The organism is Phocaeicola paurosaccharolyticus JCM 15092, assembly GCF_000613805.1.
GTDB lineage: Bacteria > Bacteroidota > Bacteroidia > Bacteroidales > Bacteroidaceae > Phocaeicola > Phocaeicola paurosaccharolyticus.
Window position 1 is genome coordinate 38,028 of record NZ_BAJR01000020.1, and the last position, 16,074, is coordinate 54,101.

At 41.8% G+C, this 16,074-nt stretch carries 14 protein-coding genes and 1 pseudogene; 6 read left to right on the forward strand and 9 right to left on the reverse strand.

Annotation, left to right across the window (positions count from 1 at the left end):
* Positions 1-138 precede the first annotated feature (138 nt).
* The 6 genes and pseudogenes from mobV to JCM15092_RS09365 all read left to right on the forward strand — a co-directional run bounded on the left by mobV (position 139) and on the right by JCM15092_RS09365 (position 5,542).
* Positions 139-1,589, forward strand: a pseudogene (mobV, locus tag JCM15092_RS15655) (MobV family relaxase).
* A gap of 643 nt (positions 1,590-2,232) precedes the next feature.
* Positions 2,233-3,234, forward strand: a complete 1,002-nt coding sequence (locus JCM15092_RS09345) for an OmpA family protein (protein ID WP_235782315.1) — start codon at positions 2,233-2,235, stop codon at positions 3,232-3,234.
* A 201-nt stretch (positions 3,235-3,435) separates the two neighbouring features.
* Positions 3,436-3,756 carry a DUF4177 domain-containing protein gene (locus JCM15092_RS09350; RefSeq protein ID WP_007215818.1) on the forward strand — a complete coding sequence of 107 codons (321 nt, stop codon included), beginning with the start codon at positions 3,436-3,438 and terminating at the stop codon, positions 3,754-3,756.
* A 223-nt stretch (positions 3,757-3,979) separates the two neighbouring features.
* Positions 3,980-4,315, forward strand: a complete 336-nt coding sequence (locus tag JCM15092_RS15660; RefSeq protein ID WP_007215820.1) for a helix-turn-helix transcriptional regulator — start codon at positions 3,980-3,982, stop codon at positions 4,313-4,315.
* Positions 4,316-4,344: 29 nt separating this feature from the next.
* Complete coding sequence (locus JCM15092_RS09360; RefSeq protein ID WP_148296636.1) at positions 4,345-5,028, forward strand: ImmA/IrrE family metallo-endopeptidase; 684 nt, start codon at positions 4,345-4,347, stop codon at positions 5,026-5,028.
* Positions 5,015-5,542 (forward strand): hypothetical protein, encoded by a 528-nt coding sequence (locus tag JCM15092_RS09365; RefSeq protein WP_007215822.1) that lies wholly within the window; start codon positions 5,015-5,017, stop codon positions 5,540-5,542. Before JCM15092_RS09360 ends, JCM15092_RS09365 begins: the two co-directional genes overlap by 14 nt.
* 56 nt (positions 5,543-5,598) lie before the next feature.
* On the opposite strand, the gene JCM15092_RS09370 is transcribed toward JCM15092_RS09365, so the two are convergent.
* From JCM15092_RS09370 to JCM15092_RS15665, 9 genes are all read right to left on the reverse strand, one after another.
* Positions 5,599-6,069 carry a glycoside hydrolase family protein gene (locus JCM15092_RS09370; protein WP_235782316.1) on the reverse strand — a complete coding sequence of 157 codons (471 nt, stop codon included), beginning with the start codon at positions 6,067-6,069 and terminating at the stop codon, positions 5,599-5,601.
* A gap of 122 nt (positions 6,070-6,191) precedes the next feature.
* Positions 6,192-7,964: a zincin-like metallopeptidase domain-containing protein gene (locus tag JCM15092_RS09375; RefSeq protein WP_024994435.1), complete on the reverse strand. Its 1,773-nt coding sequence runs from the start codon at positions 7,962-7,964 to the stop codon at positions 6,192-6,194.
* Between the two features lie 2 nt (positions 7,965-7,966).
* The gene (locus JCM15092_RS09380; RefSeq protein WP_024994436.1) at positions 7,967-8,590 is read right to left on the reverse strand and encodes a hypothetical protein; all 624 of its coding nucleotides are present in this window, start codon (positions 8,588-8,590) and stop codon (positions 7,967-7,969) included.
* A complete protein-coding gene (locus JCM15092_RS09385) occupies positions 8,587-8,832 on the reverse strand; it encodes a hypothetical protein (RefSeq protein ID WP_007215826.1) in 246 nt (81 codons plus the stop codon). Before JCM15092_RS09385 ends, JCM15092_RS09380 begins: the two co-directional genes overlap by 4 nt.
* 12 nt (positions 8,833-8,844) lie before the next feature.
* On the reverse strand, positions 8,845-10,437 hold the full coding sequence (locus JCM15092_RS09390) for a glucosaminidase domain-containing protein (RefSeq protein WP_024994437.1): 1,593 nt from the start codon (positions 10,435-10,437) through the stop codon (positions 8,845-8,847).
* 11 nt (positions 10,438-10,448) lie between these two features.
* The gene (locus JCM15092_RS09395) at positions 10,449-13,109 is read right to left on the reverse strand and encodes a MutS N-terminal domain-containing protein (protein WP_024994438.1); all 2,661 of its coding nucleotides are present in this window, start codon (positions 13,107-13,109) and stop codon (positions 10,449-10,451) included.
* A gap of 26 nt (positions 13,110-13,135) precedes the next feature.
* A complete protein-coding gene (locus JCM15092_RS09400; RefSeq protein WP_024994439.1) occupies positions 13,136-14,938 on the reverse strand; it encodes a hypothetical protein in 1,803 nt (600 codons plus the stop codon).
* A 3-nt stretch (positions 14,939-14,941) separates the two neighbouring features.
* On the reverse strand, positions 14,942-15,220 hold the full coding sequence (locus tag JCM15092_RS09405) for a hypothetical protein (RefSeq protein WP_024994440.1): 279 nt from the start codon (positions 15,218-15,220) through the stop codon (positions 14,942-14,944).
* Between the two features lie 37 nt (positions 15,221-15,257).
* The gene (locus JCM15092_RS15665; RefSeq protein WP_034541843.1) at positions 15,258-16,070 is read right to left on the reverse strand and encodes a M23 family metallopeptidase; all 813 of its coding nucleotides are present in this window, start codon (positions 16,068-16,070) and stop codon (positions 15,258-15,260) included.
* Positions 16,071-16,074: the final 4 nt, after the last annotated feature.

Below are 16,074 nucleotides of genomic sequence, written 5' to 3' on the forward strand. Positions count from 1 at the left end.
AGGTCAGGCTGGTCGGGCTCGCCCGATTGTTCAGGAATGTATCAGAGTTGGTAGCCTAATACCCCATGGTGGCAAGCCACTATGGGAGACTGACCAGCAAGACAGCAAGCTGTGAGATAGATATAACATTAGAAGATAATGGCAAAACAGGTATTTGATTTTAGACCGGGAAAGGGCTTCACTGTGGCTCAGAGCAATGAACATCAGCGTCGTTGGACGGAGAAAGGATGGCAGTCTGCCACACACTCTGGAACTATGACCGCACACGGTCTGCTCTCAACTTTGAAGTAGTGCGTGGTGGCAAGGTTCAGCCTATTGACAAGAGCCACTCTATTCCTGAATTGATGGCCATGAACCTAAAGGCTCGTGGTATCAAAGATCCGAATGAAGGGATGAAAGAGCCATACTACCGAACGGTGGTAAATGTGATTATGGGTGGTGGTCGTGAGCGTATGCGTGAGCTGGCTTTCGGTGACCAGAAAGTGAACTTTGAGCGTGGTGCGGACAACAGTGGCATCACTCGCTGCAAGGATATTGAGCAATGGGCTTCAGATATGTATCGCTTTGCTGCCGATAGATGGGGTGAGGAAAACATCGTGGCCTTTTATGTGCATCTCGATGAGCAAAATCCGCATTGTCATCTCACGCTTTTGCCAATAGACAAGAATCAGAAGTTTGCTTTCAAGAAGTTGTTTGCCGGCAAGGATAAGTATGAGTTCAAGGCTCGCACGACCGCCATTCATGATGCACTAGCAAAAGTGAATGCCAAGTGGGGACTTGACCGTGGTGACAATATCGTGCTTACAGGTGCTCGTCATCGTTCTACTGAAGAATACAGGCGTTCGCTCAGCAGTCAGTGTACGGCTTTGGAGAAGGAACTGGCTATGAATACCGAGCGTCTTCGTTTGCTTAACCAGGAGATTGTCATGGCTGAACGTCGTGTCAAGGGGCTTACTACGATGGTACAGAATCTAGAAGGGAAGAAGACTTCCATCGAAGCTGAACAGAAACGTCTTACTGATGAACTTGTTCATGGCCGAGGTAATGCGGATGCGATTCGTGAACAGATTAGAAAGCTGGATGTACAGCTTCAATCGGTCATCGATGGATTGGCAGACAAAAAAGCGAAGTTGGACGATGCTGTTCAGCAACGGGACAAGGTTCTGTCCGATGTGGAACAGCTCAAAACTAACCGGGATGAGCTTCGCCGTCAGGTTTATGCAGCTGCCGGTGAAATGGAAGACCAGATACGTTTCCGATTGAAGGATGCCTTTGCGGATTCAGTGCTTTCTGACTTCCGTTCGGCATTGCCACAGATGACCTTCCGTGACATGGAAGCATTTAACAATACATTGCTGGCAGATATGGCTGCCAATGGTGAAGAGATAATGACTTGTGCCTTATATCTCTATACGGGTATGCTGGACAATGCAACCAACTTCGCCAAAGGTCATGGTGGCGGTGGAGGAGGAAGTGATTTGCCATGGGGTCGCAAGGAAGATGAGGATGACCGTGCATGGGCTTATCGTTGCATGATGCAGGCGCATCGTATGATGAAACCGTCAGGAGGTAAACGAATGAAGAGATAATTTTTAAGGATGGACGGATGGTCAGTAGCAGAGGTTGGCTGGTGTTTTTTTCACCATGTTCTTTCTCAATTTTCAGGTATGGTGACGTTTTTTTTCACCAGTTCCTCTACGTCATGCTTGATGTCCATTCTTTCATACAGAACATAACATGAACACAAAATAGAATCGCATGTTGAAGAAATTTTTAGTACTATCGGCTGTCTGCTTGGCTCTCACTGCACAGGCGGCTAATGAGGAACCTCTCGTGGAGGATTCTCTGGTGAGTCGGCAGACTTCCATCAGTGAGACGATGCTTCGGCCATTGGAGCCGACTTATCTGAGAAATGTAACACTCTCGTCGGGTTGGAAGGACAACTGGTTCATCGGTATCGGTGGCGGTGCAGCTGCTTTTGCCGGTACACCACTCGGTTGTGAGGATTTGTTTGGTCGCATCAAGCCTACGCTTCACCTGCAGGTGGGCAAATGGTTTACACCAGCTATCGGTACACGGGTATCGTTCCGTGGCTTTGAGTTGAAAAACTCGGAACTACAGGACACTCACTTCAAGCTGATGCACGCAGACCTGCTGGTGAATGTGGCTTCGTATTTTAATAAGGCTCGTGATGAGCCACGCTGGGACATTGTTCCCTATGCAGGTTTGGGGTTGATCCACAACGAGGACAATGGGAACTGTCCTTTTGCATTCTCTTATGGCGTGATGGGACGATATCGTCTTTCTCACAGATTGCATCTCACAATGGAGGTGAACGGTACTACTACATTTAAGGACTTTGATGGCTGTGGTGCTTCCCGTGAATTTGGTGACAATCTGGTGAGCCTGACCGCAGGTTTGTCTGTAACCCTTGGTAAGAGTGGATGGAAAAAAGTGGTGGATGCCAAACCCAACATTCAGCAGAATGATTGGTTGCTTGGATACTCGTTATCGATGGCAAACAAAAACAGACTGTTGGACGCTCGGCACAAATCAGACTCAAGAGCTCTCGCAGAGATGCGCAAGATTCTGGAGATAGAAGGGCTATTGAAAAAATATGGCGACAAGCTGGAAAGCCTTTCTTCGGACGAGGGAACCTCACAGGCGGTTTCACTCTATCCTAAGAATGACTACAGTGGGCTCAATTCGTTGATGGAGCGATTGAGAAAAGGTAAGTGGAATATGAATACCGGTAAGGACGGATTTCCAAGTGATTCCCTAAGTGAATCTACTAGGCAGTCGATGATGGCAATGATGTTGGCAGGTGATAGCGCACATACATCACCCTCCGATGAGCAGGCTTGGAATGCTTATCTGCTCGATATGAGCAATAACCGTTCTTGCATAGGTGCTCCTGTTTACTTCTTTTTCAAGATTGATACACACCAGTTGAGTGACCATAGACAGCTGATCAATCTCGATGAGATTGCTCGTGTGGCCAAGAAATATGACCTTCGTATCCGTGTGACGGGTGCAGCAGATAGTGCTACTGGCAGTAAAGAGCGCAACAGTGAGTTGAGCCGTAATCGTGCTCGATATATTTGTGAACAGTTGGTAGCGCGTGGTCTGAACGAAAAATATATTGCCAAAGTATCCATGGGTGGGGTTAGCGAACTTTCTCCCAACGATGGCAATCGGTTCACAAGGATAGAATTATTCTTTGAACCAAAATAGATATATATTGTTTCAATAATTCTTGTTTTGTAGGCTGGCCTGTGAAGATCGGCCTATTTTGTCAAATATGGGTAGGTAACAATATCTTTGAAAGAAATGTATTATATGTGCTGTTATTCAGGTGATTAGCTCCTTGTTTTCTTGGTTATTTGCCGAAAAAATCGTATATTTGTATGTAATAAATAACTAAATATCAGACAGATGAAGAAGTATCTATTCGTCCTTATGTTGGCTCTTTGCTCGGCATCCTCTTTCGCTCAAACACAGAGTAACAGTGATTCAACTTATGTTGCCACAGAACAGTGGGAATATAAATCGATATTCATCAGAAACACGCATACGTTTGCCAAGCAAGGTGAGATAACATACGAAAACCCGGATAAGACACTGGATAAGTATGGCAAACAAGGTTGGGAACTCGTTGCTGTTGTTCCTCTAATAGCTTCAAATCTATCTTCAGGAAACGCTTATACTAATTGTTTATGCTATACCTTTAAGAGAAAGAAGATTGTCAGCAAGTAAGAAATCCATATTCAAAATGCTATATAGCCTCAGTTCGAATGATATCGGATTGGGGCTTCATTTTGCGTTTGCTGTGGCATTATTGCTATAAGATAACTAGTTTTTGGGTAAAACTCCCCATATAAATGTTAAATCAATATGAATTGTGTGGCAAAAACAACATAAACAAAAATATTATCGTAACTTTGCCACAGAATAATGGAGTAATAAACAACATCAAATCATGAACAAGATAATTGGAAATAATCTCAAGAAGATTAGAACTATTTCTTCTTTTACTCAAGAAGATGTAGCCATTGCACTCGGTATTAACCGTTCCGCTTATAGTAATTATGAGAGCGGAGAACGAGAAATGCCTATCGACTTGTTGGAAAAAGCCGCCGATTTATTTGGCTGTGAACTATATGTATTCTTTGAAGAAAATCTTTCTGAAGACATGCTTCTTGCCACAGCATTCCGTATTGATAATCTCAACGGCAACGACTTGCAAGAGATTATCCATTTCAAAGATATAGTGAAATCGTACATTAAAATGGATCAATTAGCAACAGCTTTATGAGAACTAGCCAAATAAGAGTAATCGAACAAATGGTTGTTAAATTCCGTCAGGATGCGGGTTTGGGAGGAAACGAAGCTATCAACATTAAGAGTTTACTCCTTAAATTGAAAGTTGTAAGTATCTTTCGTCCATTGTCTGATGATTTCTGTGGAATGAGTTTAAGAGATTCATCCTCACATCGTTTCATGCTAATAAACTCCAATCAATCAAAAGGAAGACAGCACTTCACTATCGCTCATGAATTGTTCCACCTTTTCATTGAAGAGAATCCAAGACCTCACAAATGTATGTTGGGCAATGGTATTAAAAATCCAGTTGAGCAACAAGCTGATATGTTCGCTTCCATTTTATTAATGCCAGAAGACGGAATTCTACAATTGCTTTCAAAAAATGAAATTGAAAAAGGAGAGGTTTCATTGGCCTCTGTTCTAAGAATTGAACATTATTACTCAGTGTCACGCCAAGCCCTTCTTAACAGATTAAGTGATTTGTCCTTTATAAATAAGACTAGTAAAGAACTATTATTAAAAATCCAAGTAGCCCAATCAGCACGTGAATATGGCTATGATACATCGTTATACAAACCAGGTAATAATAATCTGATTATCGGAGACTTTGGAGAAAAAGCCCGTATCCTTTTCGATGCAGGCAAAATATCAGAAGGACATTACATTGAGCTCTTGAATAAACTGGATTACGATGGCAATGAATAAGACGAAGATTGTACTTGATTCGGATGTTGTCATCCATTTCATGAAAGGTGATTGTTTTCCTTTACTATTTGATATTTTCCCCGAATACCAATATCTTATTTTGGATGTTGTTTATTCTGAATTATCAAAAAACCCGCAAACCAAAACCTATATAGATAATATATCTAGGTTTATGGCTTCAAAAATCAAGATGGTTGATTTCATACCTACTGGAGCTATGATGAAGGAATATGCTCTTCTATTACGAACACTCGGAAAAGGTGAAAGTGCCTGCATGATATATTGTTTCGACAACCAAGATGTTCTTGGCAGTAGTAACCTTAGAGATATAAAAGACTATTGTGAATCTCATCAAATCACATATCTTACCACGCTTGATTTTTTATATTATGCTTATACTCGTAAGGTAATGACTAAACAGGAATGTGATGTGTTTATACAACAAGTCATTTCTAAAGGAAGTAAATTACCAGTCGTTGATATATCTATGTATCCTTGTTCTGTTGTGTTATAGAGATTATCAATCAGACCGTTTGTTTAAATAGATTTTCTATGGAGAAGTGATAGCAACTACATGTTATATAATAGCCTCAGTTCAGTGTATCTTCTACGTTGAATTGAGGCTATTCTTTTTCCTCTATACTTGCAGAATTCTAAGTATTCTTTGTGGAACTTACGGTCGCCAGCCTCTATCTTTAGAAGCAGTTGACTTTTAGGGTATTTACCATTTCCCAATATATGACCGCAACCTACATTATAAGATAGTGTGGCCAATAATAAAGAATCCGCACCATATCTACGGAATATGACACAAAGCTTCTTCAAATCTGAGCGCAATAAGGCATCAGCCTGTTTCTTTGTAAGACTCCAGTTTAGTTTTTCTCCAGGTTGTATGCAATGGCCATAGCCTATGTATGGGTAGTCTTTCTTTGTGTGAAGTCCCTCATAGAATTTTATGCAGGCGACTGCTTTATCAAAATCAGACAAGCTATAAATGGATGATGAATGTGGTTGATGCAGCATCTGAGCCTTTATCGTCATAAAGCTTGCTATGAATAGAATTAATAGGATTATGTATTGCTTAGTTTTGTTTGTCATGTGCTTATAATAAAGACGGCAAGACTAATTGTACTCAATCTTGCCGCCATGTGTTTAGTTATGGATTATCTACCTCGATGGTAATGTTGCTCTTCAGCTACATTCTCGGTTTCTTGTTCACTATCGATTTCTGCTTGATAGACCGTCATTTCCGTTAACTTTTCATTTACTCCTTCAAGATTAGCATCCAAGTTAAAATCATGGTCGTATGGGAATTGATGGAGTACCGACATTCCAACATTTGTTGCAGTACCGACATCCATGGTATCCTTTTCTTGACTGTATTGAACATATAGCACACTGCCATTATTCATTTCAAAGATGGGCATACGATTGGTTGCCATTTTGCTGAATTCCTCTGCCACCATAGCTTTAGCGACGTTCTTTACATCTTCGGTAGCATCACTGGGCAAACCATAACGATTGATAGCGTCTCGTACTTCCTTTTCAGATACTTTACGCATAATATCGTAAGTACCACCTACTTGGTTATTATTGACAACAGCATAATGGTCATCTTCGGCAATAACTGTATCTCCTGGATATTTAACGGCTTTGGCATAGGTTTTATCCATATCTATTGCATCGCCATTATCATATTCCCTTGCTTCTTGCAAAATTCCATTGGCATCCATTTTATCCAAATGATTAGTATCATCAGACATTTGAAGGTATTGAATGCTTGAGTAGAATACAGGCTCTTTAGCGACAGATTCTTTATTTTTTTCCTTAACTTCCTCTTTGGGTAGAATAGGATCCAACCCTTGTTCAATACGTTCATTGATGGCATCAATGCGTTGAGTAATCATAGAAGATGCTCGTTTTACATCCAACAGAGTTGTTTTGAGAAACTCTGGCGATTCTTTCAGACTTCCTAACCAAGATTTGAGGTATGCACAAGAATCTTCTTTTACGTTTTTCTCCATACCATAACGACTAGCAATCAGGGCGGCACTAAGCTCTGCAACTAACTCTTCGCGAGAATATTCGGCAGATCCAAATCCATTTCCTTGCTTAAATCTATTCAGTCGTTCTTCCGTGCCGGTGCTATGTGTCATTTCATGGAGAAGGTTACTATAGAAGCTTTCACCATTGATAAATTGTGACTTTTCTGGTACAACAATCTCATCTTTACTGATGGAAAAGTAGGCATTATCCTGATGTTTCGGATAGATTGGACATACCCAACCATTTTTCTCAATCATGGCATCAATAGCAGGGAAATCTATCATCTTGCCATCACCTTTCATCTCTACAGTAGCGACTTTATTAGCTTCTTCAAGCTTAGCATAAAGCTCTGGACGAGCCTCCTGCAAATTGGTTTGAGCGACATTGAATACATTATAGATTTGTAATTTAGGATAAACGGCTATGTTTTTCTTTTCCTCGTTGGACATTTGCTTATAGTCGTCGTACTTAATCTTCTCATGACTATTCTTATCGATGCAGGTAAATGTCGTGATGAAAACAGGAAAACTCTTCTCACCTTTATTGATAGAGACCAATGGTAGCTTGTCACCATTCTCATCTACCATTGGCTTGCGATCTCCTTGTTTATTCTTATCGAAATTAAGGGCAGCTACACGGTCGAAGGTACAGAATACAGGTATTTTATAGCCATTCTTCTCACATTGAAGCATCAACATCAAGGCGTTCATCCCATTATACTCACGCCCATTCATATTCTTCGGCCATATCATTGAGCCCTCGGTAAACCAAGGCTTCTTCCAGTCACTTTGTAGTGTTTCCATCTTCTCAATGAGCATATCGGCGAAACGTTCCAATGCTCTGTCTTCAGCACTTGGACCATCGCTATTATAGAATTTCTTTCCGGCCATAGTTATGCGTTTTGGTTCATATTAGGAATTTGCTGTTTGACCCACTCCGAGATTTCATTCACACGGCAAGAGAGGTTGAGTTTCTCCTGATAACAGCCTAGTTCCAATTCTCCCTTAATTTCTACCTTTCCACTGGGAACAAGAGCTTTGCACTCATCATTCGAGAATCTAACAAAACGCACCCATGTGAACTCAAAGGTCTCTGCCACTTTCTCTGTACTGAAACCTGAGAAGATTTGGTAGTTTCCACCATTCTTATCGGTTTTACGGTCAATCTGCTTGCCTATAGTTCCCTTGAACTCCAAATCACCAGTTACCGAATCGGTCTGTGAGGCTGGATTCAATGTAATCTGTTTAGCACTGAGATTTACGTACAAGTGTTCTGTGCGTTTCTTGAAATTCATCGTGCCCACAATTTCAACACGCTGGCCGATGGTCAACTTGGCTGCTTCGTTTGTGTCATAGCCGTCTTTACCTACACTAATTTCTACTGAGATACCACTACCATTACGGTCTGTTACATCTACTTTCACTGTCATGGCTGTGAAGGGTTTCCCATCTTTACCTGTCTTCATCATCGCTGAGCGACTGATGATACCATTTACTGTTGCTTCTGCTTTAATCATAGTTTGTCTATTTTATTGTTGTTTGTATGTTGTTTTTCATCTTCTTCACCTGAGTTATAATCAGGTGGCATTTCTATTGCTCTTCTTAGTTCGTAGTATGTCCATGTTCCTGATATGAGGATAATGACTAAGAATAGCTTAGCCACGAACTCATTAAAGAGAAGATAGACTCCAAAGTCCCAAAGGAACACTGCTGTTGCCAATGCCGAAATACTTGCTAACTTTCTTGTTTTGTGTGTCATATTGTTTTTGTGTTATCTTCGAATTACTTCATTCTGGTTTTCTGTTTGATTCTGTTGTTGCTCATAGTTCTGTGATACTTGCCCTGCCACCACGATTGAGTTTACGATACCTGATAGTCTTTGGCGTTTCACGTCATCACTCAGTTCTGCATTATTCAGCACTTGTGATAACCTATTTAGTTCAGAAGGTGTCAGTTCATGCGAGAATTGCTGTTTGCCATTATTGATTTCCAATACTGTTTTACCATCTTCTTTTAAGACCAAGGCACTTCCTTTCATGCCGGGCAATAAGGAGGACAAGTCGATACGCTTATTAAGTGCCGCATCAGTGGCAGTCTGCATCTTCTCACTCTCAGATTTGTTATCTATCTGTACAGCCAATGCCATAAGCGAGGTAAACAGGGTCATTGCCATTTCTACAATTGGGTCACCCATACTCATATGTTCACCTGAATCTTCTGACGAGAGGATTTTCTTCATCCAATCATCCGGTGATAGAGTAGTGTCTATCTCAGGAGTATTATTGGTTTTGTATTTTGCCAACAGGTCTTCACCATTGTATAAGGCTTTCAACTGGATGTTTCCCTTTTCGGCAATCTCAGCCAAGTATGCAGCCGGATCTAAATCTCTTGTCGTTCCATCTGCAGCGATTTGTTTTACGCTCAAATGAAGATGTTCCCCAGTGGTGTGTGTACCTGTATTACCAGTTACTCCCAACCTTTGTCCTGCGTTCACTTCATCACCGGCTTTTACGTTAAGACTACTCAAATGCAGATAGCTGAGCTGAACTTTATCACCATTCTCACGCTGATATTCCACCGTTACCGATTTGCCTCCTGCAGTGTTGGCATTTTGATTTACAGCCACTACTTTTCCCTTATCTTCTGTTGCCAAGATATCGTCCTGTTTGGTTCGGATATCAATGCCTTTGTGCATCTGTTGCTTGGAAGAATCTGTTGGATCACTACGCATTCCAAAAGGTGAAGTAACCAATATGAATTCATTACGTTTTAGAGGAAAGGAGTAATTACTATCAGTAGTATTCATTGATACTGAATGATTACTATCATTAGTATTAGCTATACTACTATCAGTAGTTCGTGGATTCTGTTCCACACCAATCTGCTTTCCTTGGGCTTTCATTTCCTCCAAAACCATGAGGTCGTATTTAGCGAGGTCGTTACGTTCAATGATTTTAATCAGGTTCGGAGCATACGTTCCAGCCGTAGCATATCCTGCTCGGTCTAACCCCTGTGCCCATCCTTTGTAGTTGTCGGGAGAAAGACTGAAACAAGCTGCATAGCGTTTGTTGTTTCTCAAGAATTGACTATGGTGTTCATACGAATCACCCACACTGGCATAACTACAGAATTTCTCATTTGGTTTGTCATCTGTGTACAGTCCGTATTTTCCTCCATTGGCAATCCAGGAAGAAGTAGCTTTGATGCCAAAGTGGTTGTTCTCATTTCGAGCCAACTGACTTTGTCCATTACTACTCTCCAAGATTCCCTGGGCTAGTGTTACGGAAGCGGGTATGCCATAGCGACGCATTTGCTCCATAGCCGCTTCTTTGTACTGTTCTACGTATTGTTGATTTTTACTCATGATTATTCCATTTACATGTGGCGGCCCATTCGCATTTCCTCTTTCTCATCAGGCTTGGCCTCCTGTTTTATTTCTTGTTTTGGTTCTTCTTGCACGGATTGTCTCGGAGCCTCCAACATATCACAGATAGCCACTCTATTTCCATCACGAATCAACTTGGGTAGATATGTATCAAGTTGTCCATAGCGGAAAGAGGTTACGTCTGCCTGCTTCTGGTTTTTGGAATCTTCGCCTTTCATCCTTGGTAAGTCTAAAACTTTTGAAACAAGTTTGGCATCTTCGGCATAGCTCTGATAAGTATCTCCAACTCTGAATAACAGCACGGCATCAGGATGCTTGGCTTTGAGTTCTTCATATTGCTTGAGGTTAGGGATTGAAATCATTTTGGATTCTACTTGTTCCTTGACGGCATTCTCTTGTTTTAGTTCAGGGTGAAGCACATCTGCAAAGAGCTTGGCAGCCAACCGATTTTTGTACAATGACATATCCTGGGCTATCCACATACGTTGCCATTGCTGTTGGGTAATTTCACGAGGTTTCAACTTTTCAGTTCCTTCAATGGTAGGCAGGCAAAGCAATTTATCATCACGAGTTCGGAAGATGCTCACATGCACAATCTTATCGGTATCTTCTTTGCTGACACCATTGTCAAATAGGTCAAACTTCAAGTCTGGTTTATTCTGAGACTTTACATAATACTTCATAGCCACCTCCTGCCTGAGTTGTTGGCTTTCTTCAATCTGGTTTTGCTTGATTGTTGCGAAGAATTGATTTAAGTCGGTCTTCTCTGGATATATGCAGAAACCATCTTCGTTCTGTGGCTTGAGGTACATAGCCCATCGGTTCTGATCATCCTTCATCATCTGAATATGTTCGAAGATGGGTGACAAGGAACGGCTTACCGCTTCTGAAACATCTATTTTAGATTCCTCCTTCAAGTCCCAACCTTTGAGCTTCTCAATGGTTACTTGCTTATTCTCAAAATAGGTATCGTCGGGCTTATAGCCTAGTGCTCCATCATTATTGAAAAAGCGGACATACGTACTACCTCGTTTAAGCAACGCATTTTCTATGCGTTCTTTACTGAAACCCGGCAAGTCATTCTTGATAACTTTGGCATTCCTCTGGTTGCGCTCAGCTTCTGACATCACTTCATCAGGCGTTAAGTAGAACGAGCGTTTCTCTCCGTTTGTTAATTGAACAACACCACCTGTAGCGGCGCAAGCAGGCAACACAACATCTGTTATCCCTGTCTGTGTGTCTTTGACTACCACAATCTCTTTGGTCTTCTTATCAGGTATATCATGGAGAGCTTCTGCTATCACATAATTCCCATTTCTGACATTCCACTCCGAAGGCATATATTCAGAAAGCACACTGGCAATTCGAGTGCCTTCACCTACAGCTTTGGTATAGGCTACTTCCACAATTTCTGGGTCATCACTATCGGTTTTGGATAAGCCATAATTCAATTCTTTCTCATAATAGTCCAAGTCGAACTTTTGCTTGAAAATCGAACGTTCTTCGGGTGTGGCAAAATTTCGGTCATCTATGCGCATACCGCCCTGACGAATGATGTCAATCATAATGGCGCATTCTCGTGAATCAACTCTTGGAAGTTGCTTGGTTCGCTCTTCCATAATGATATCTTGATTCTCATCGGTACGATATCTCACGGCTTCACCTCTCTCTGCTTTATGAATGGTGTCAATAGCGGTGTTGACATCACTTTCAATGGCATCAATCAAACATTTGTTCTCAGCCAGTTCTCTCTGCCAGAATTCGATATTCTTCATGCTATCGTAAGATAACTTGGCTGGTAATCCCAATTCCTGCATCTTCACACCAGCGGCTAGTTCGGATATCAGACTTTCGTACTTCTCTGCATTTTCGGAGGGTGATTGAGCCCCTTTCATCACCATGCCTTCACGAGCCAGTCGTTGCTGGTGACCGGTAGCCGTTACCACTTGACGCATCAACTCCTGTACATAGTCGGTATAGTGCATAAAGTGTTTTTGGTCGGGCATATAGATACAGTCCTTGGCTGAATCGTAACGAGGCATTCCACTTGGATCTCTACGGATATTGACTAAATTATCACGTATCTGCAAGGCGAAGTCATTGACGGCAATATGCAGTTTGGTTTCTTCATTCCTGGTATGCAGACGGGATTCATTATCACCATCTTTCTCCAACAATCTTTGGTAGCGTTCTTTATCTACCATGGGCAAGGTGGTCTGATCCAAATTGAACAGGTTCATAATTTCTCGGTTATGAATACCTTTGTACAGTTCCTTATCTTTAGTAGACAATTGTTTATACTGTTCACGAGTGATGATATCGTCAGGATTGTTATGGTTCACATACTCTTTCCAATTATACCAATGAAATGGTGCAGATTGTTGTTTTGCCAATACGGCTGCGCCACGATTCTTGGCTTCGTTAAAGGTGGTGTATAAAGCACTTTTATAACCGCCTTGTTCACTATGCAATCCCAATGTGAGGGAATTGAATGCGCTGACAGATACACCTTTCGGATAAAATCTGGGAGCCATTCGCTGACCGGTATTCAGCCAATAGCCATCGTTGGTCTTTGCCGCTTCCAGTGCATTTGTCAGCAACTCAACCTGTCGGTTAGCTGCGTTCTGTTCAGCTATAGTCTTTTCTTTCATGTATATGCTGTGTTTATATATATATTCTATTTGAGTGTGACCATGCGGTCTCTGTCTTCGCTCTGTCCTTCCACAGTACGATAATTATTTTGAGCCATCTGCGTCATCTGGTCATTCTTGGCTAGAATGGCATTGGCCAGTGTATTCAGTGGTAATGCTCCTGCTTGATAAGCGGCTACTACGTTCTGAGGTAATTGAATGGTACAAGGCACTTTGTCAATATTGGCAATCAGACAGCTTCCTTGTAATGTTGGATTTTGAATTCTTGGATTCAATGCTTCATCGGTATAGGTTTTATAAACTGATTTCGTTACGTTATCGCCATAATCTCTGTGTCCTGTTAAGGCTTCCTTTCCTGCTTTGTTGATTAGGTTAGCACCACCAAGACCTATCAACGTCATTTTCAGAATTGGGTTCTTCATAAACATACCTGCCAGAATGCTGGCGATGGGTAAGAGGGTATCTTTCTTTCCAAATGTTTCTGTTTTTCCTGTAAACAGTCCTAGCAAAACATCTGGTAGCATAGAGATAACATAGCCCAGATTATGCGTTACATCTCCAATGCCATCTAATCCAATGTTGCTCAACAATCCTGACCAACCGTCTGTATTGCCAGTTGTCGGTGTAGTTGTCGCTTGACTTTCTTGTTGCTTTTGCTCATAGGCTTCTTTTGCCGATGCTGGTTCAACATCCACCGTCGCATTACTTTGCGTTTTTTCTTTCTTGGCTGCTTCTTGATTGGCTTTTACCTCACGTTGTGCTGCCAAGTATTCTTCTTCATGTCCCGGAGCTACCACCATCGGGACATTGGCATATTCTTTCTTACGTTGATTCGTTACAGTAGATAAGTCCAACTCCCAAGGTTGTTTGGTAGCTGGTTTGAAGAGGTCTTCGTAGAAAGGTTTTTCTGTAGCTATTCCCATTTTCTTGTTAAGTGTTTGATTGACGGATAATACATACGGATTCTCCCAGGACTTGATTTGACTGCCTTTCTTGCGAAAGTCTGTAAAGACATTGGCTTTACTTCCAAATAGACCTTGGCTGATACAGTCTTCTACTGTGATGGTCTTTGCACTTTTATTGTTTTTACTGCTTAAATAATCAATACCGCTGAATGCTACTTCAAACCCGACAAACCGTCCTAAGTTGGCCCAAGAACCAACACTGCCAGTTGTTAGTGCATCAATGCCAATGGAGCTGACCTTTGCTGTTCCTTTTTCAAGAATACTTGGGTTATAGGCCTTCTCTCCACGTTCAGCGATGTGATGATCTAGTGCTGACCTTGACAGAATGGTTGATATGCCGAACAGGCTACCTTCTCCTGCTTTCCGAACAATGTACTCCATGGATGATTTGGGCATACGGTCTTTGACCAGTTTGTCTATCATCATCTGCTGCACTCTGTAATCCACATAGGCGTAGGCCATATCCATACCCAGTTTCTCGCTCATGGTATCATATCTTTCTCGGCCTAATTCTTTTACGACTGCATTGCGCCATTCAGAGGATAGTTTCAACAAGTCATTCTGAAAGTCTTTATTCCCTGCTATCTGCTTTTGACACATCTCAAGGTAGTCTTCTGTGGTCTTGCTGTTCCATTTGCCGGTGAGTTTTACATACTGCATGGAATCATCGGGCATGTTATTCATGCTATTGGCCATTGAACGCAAGATTCCACCAAAGCCCATTTGATAATCTGCATATTCCTTTACCTGTTTGTTGCTCAAGTCCGATTGAACATTGCGCATTACAGGGGCAAACGAAGTATCGAAATACCGTTGTAAGCAGTATTCCACTTCTGCAAATCGTTTTGAATTCTTTATAGCCATACGTTAGATGCTTTGTTGTAGTAGTTGTTCTTTGGTTTGGTCAATGGCATTGTGATACATCTCCATCTGCTTGGGAAAGTATTCTTCCAACCATTCTTCTTTGTCTATCTGATTCAAGAGGAAACGGATAGCCTGTTCTCGTTCAATCTCGATAGCGGCTTCTCCGTTCTCACTGTTGTTAAACCAACTTTTTGTCCACCATCTCAATCCTGCCTGGTCGGGATAGACACTTACGATTCTGGGTATATCAAAACTCTGAATGTCGATGTCTAATCCAGCCAAAGGGTCAATCAGTATTCCGTCGGATAAGGCTTGCTCTTCAGCTTTTTTTTTCGAGCGAAGTCATTGTTGACAGAAATATCTGATGACGAAGAGCCATGTAGTTCAGAAAATCGCCGATAAGCAGATTCTGAACCTTACTCACTAGAGGAACAGATCTTCTTCCAATGCCCAATGGATTGACCATCGAGGGCATGGATTCGTAGAAGTAGTCCTTCATGGCTGCTGCTGAGAACAAATGGCGCAAGGATTGCTCGGTGCGTTGCGGACAACTGTATAGACCTTCATGCAGGTCATTCATATAGTTGGCAAAGAAGCGCATCATCAGTTTCTCAATCTCATCTTTATCGTTGTCGTAATCGGTATTTACATCCATATCGATAGCGACAAACTCTGGTTGTGCCTTTCCTTTCTCCGACCATGTCTTTGCATTACCATAGAGCATGGTAATAAACTCTACCGGGTCAATCTCTTCGCCATCGTATTTCACTTCCATGTGAAGAAGATCCGAACTGACACCTACGGCCAGTCCTGCTTTGACCTGTTGCCCAAACTGCATGAACACATTGCTCATGTGAGAATAGGTTACTTCATATTTGCTGTATTTGATGACAACATAGAGTCCATACTGCTTTCTGTCGATACCGATTCCAGAAACCACTCCGTCTGCTACGGCAGCCAAAAAGTAGTTGTTGGTCTTAAAGTCAATTCCATGATGAAAAAATGATTCTCCGGTCTTTGGATGTTTCTGCTTTCCATATCGAAGGGTCAGCTGTACATCTCTGTCTTTTTCTTCAAAAGGCATACAGTATCCACTGGTGGATAGCAGGTTCATGTCTTGTGTATAGTTCATATTC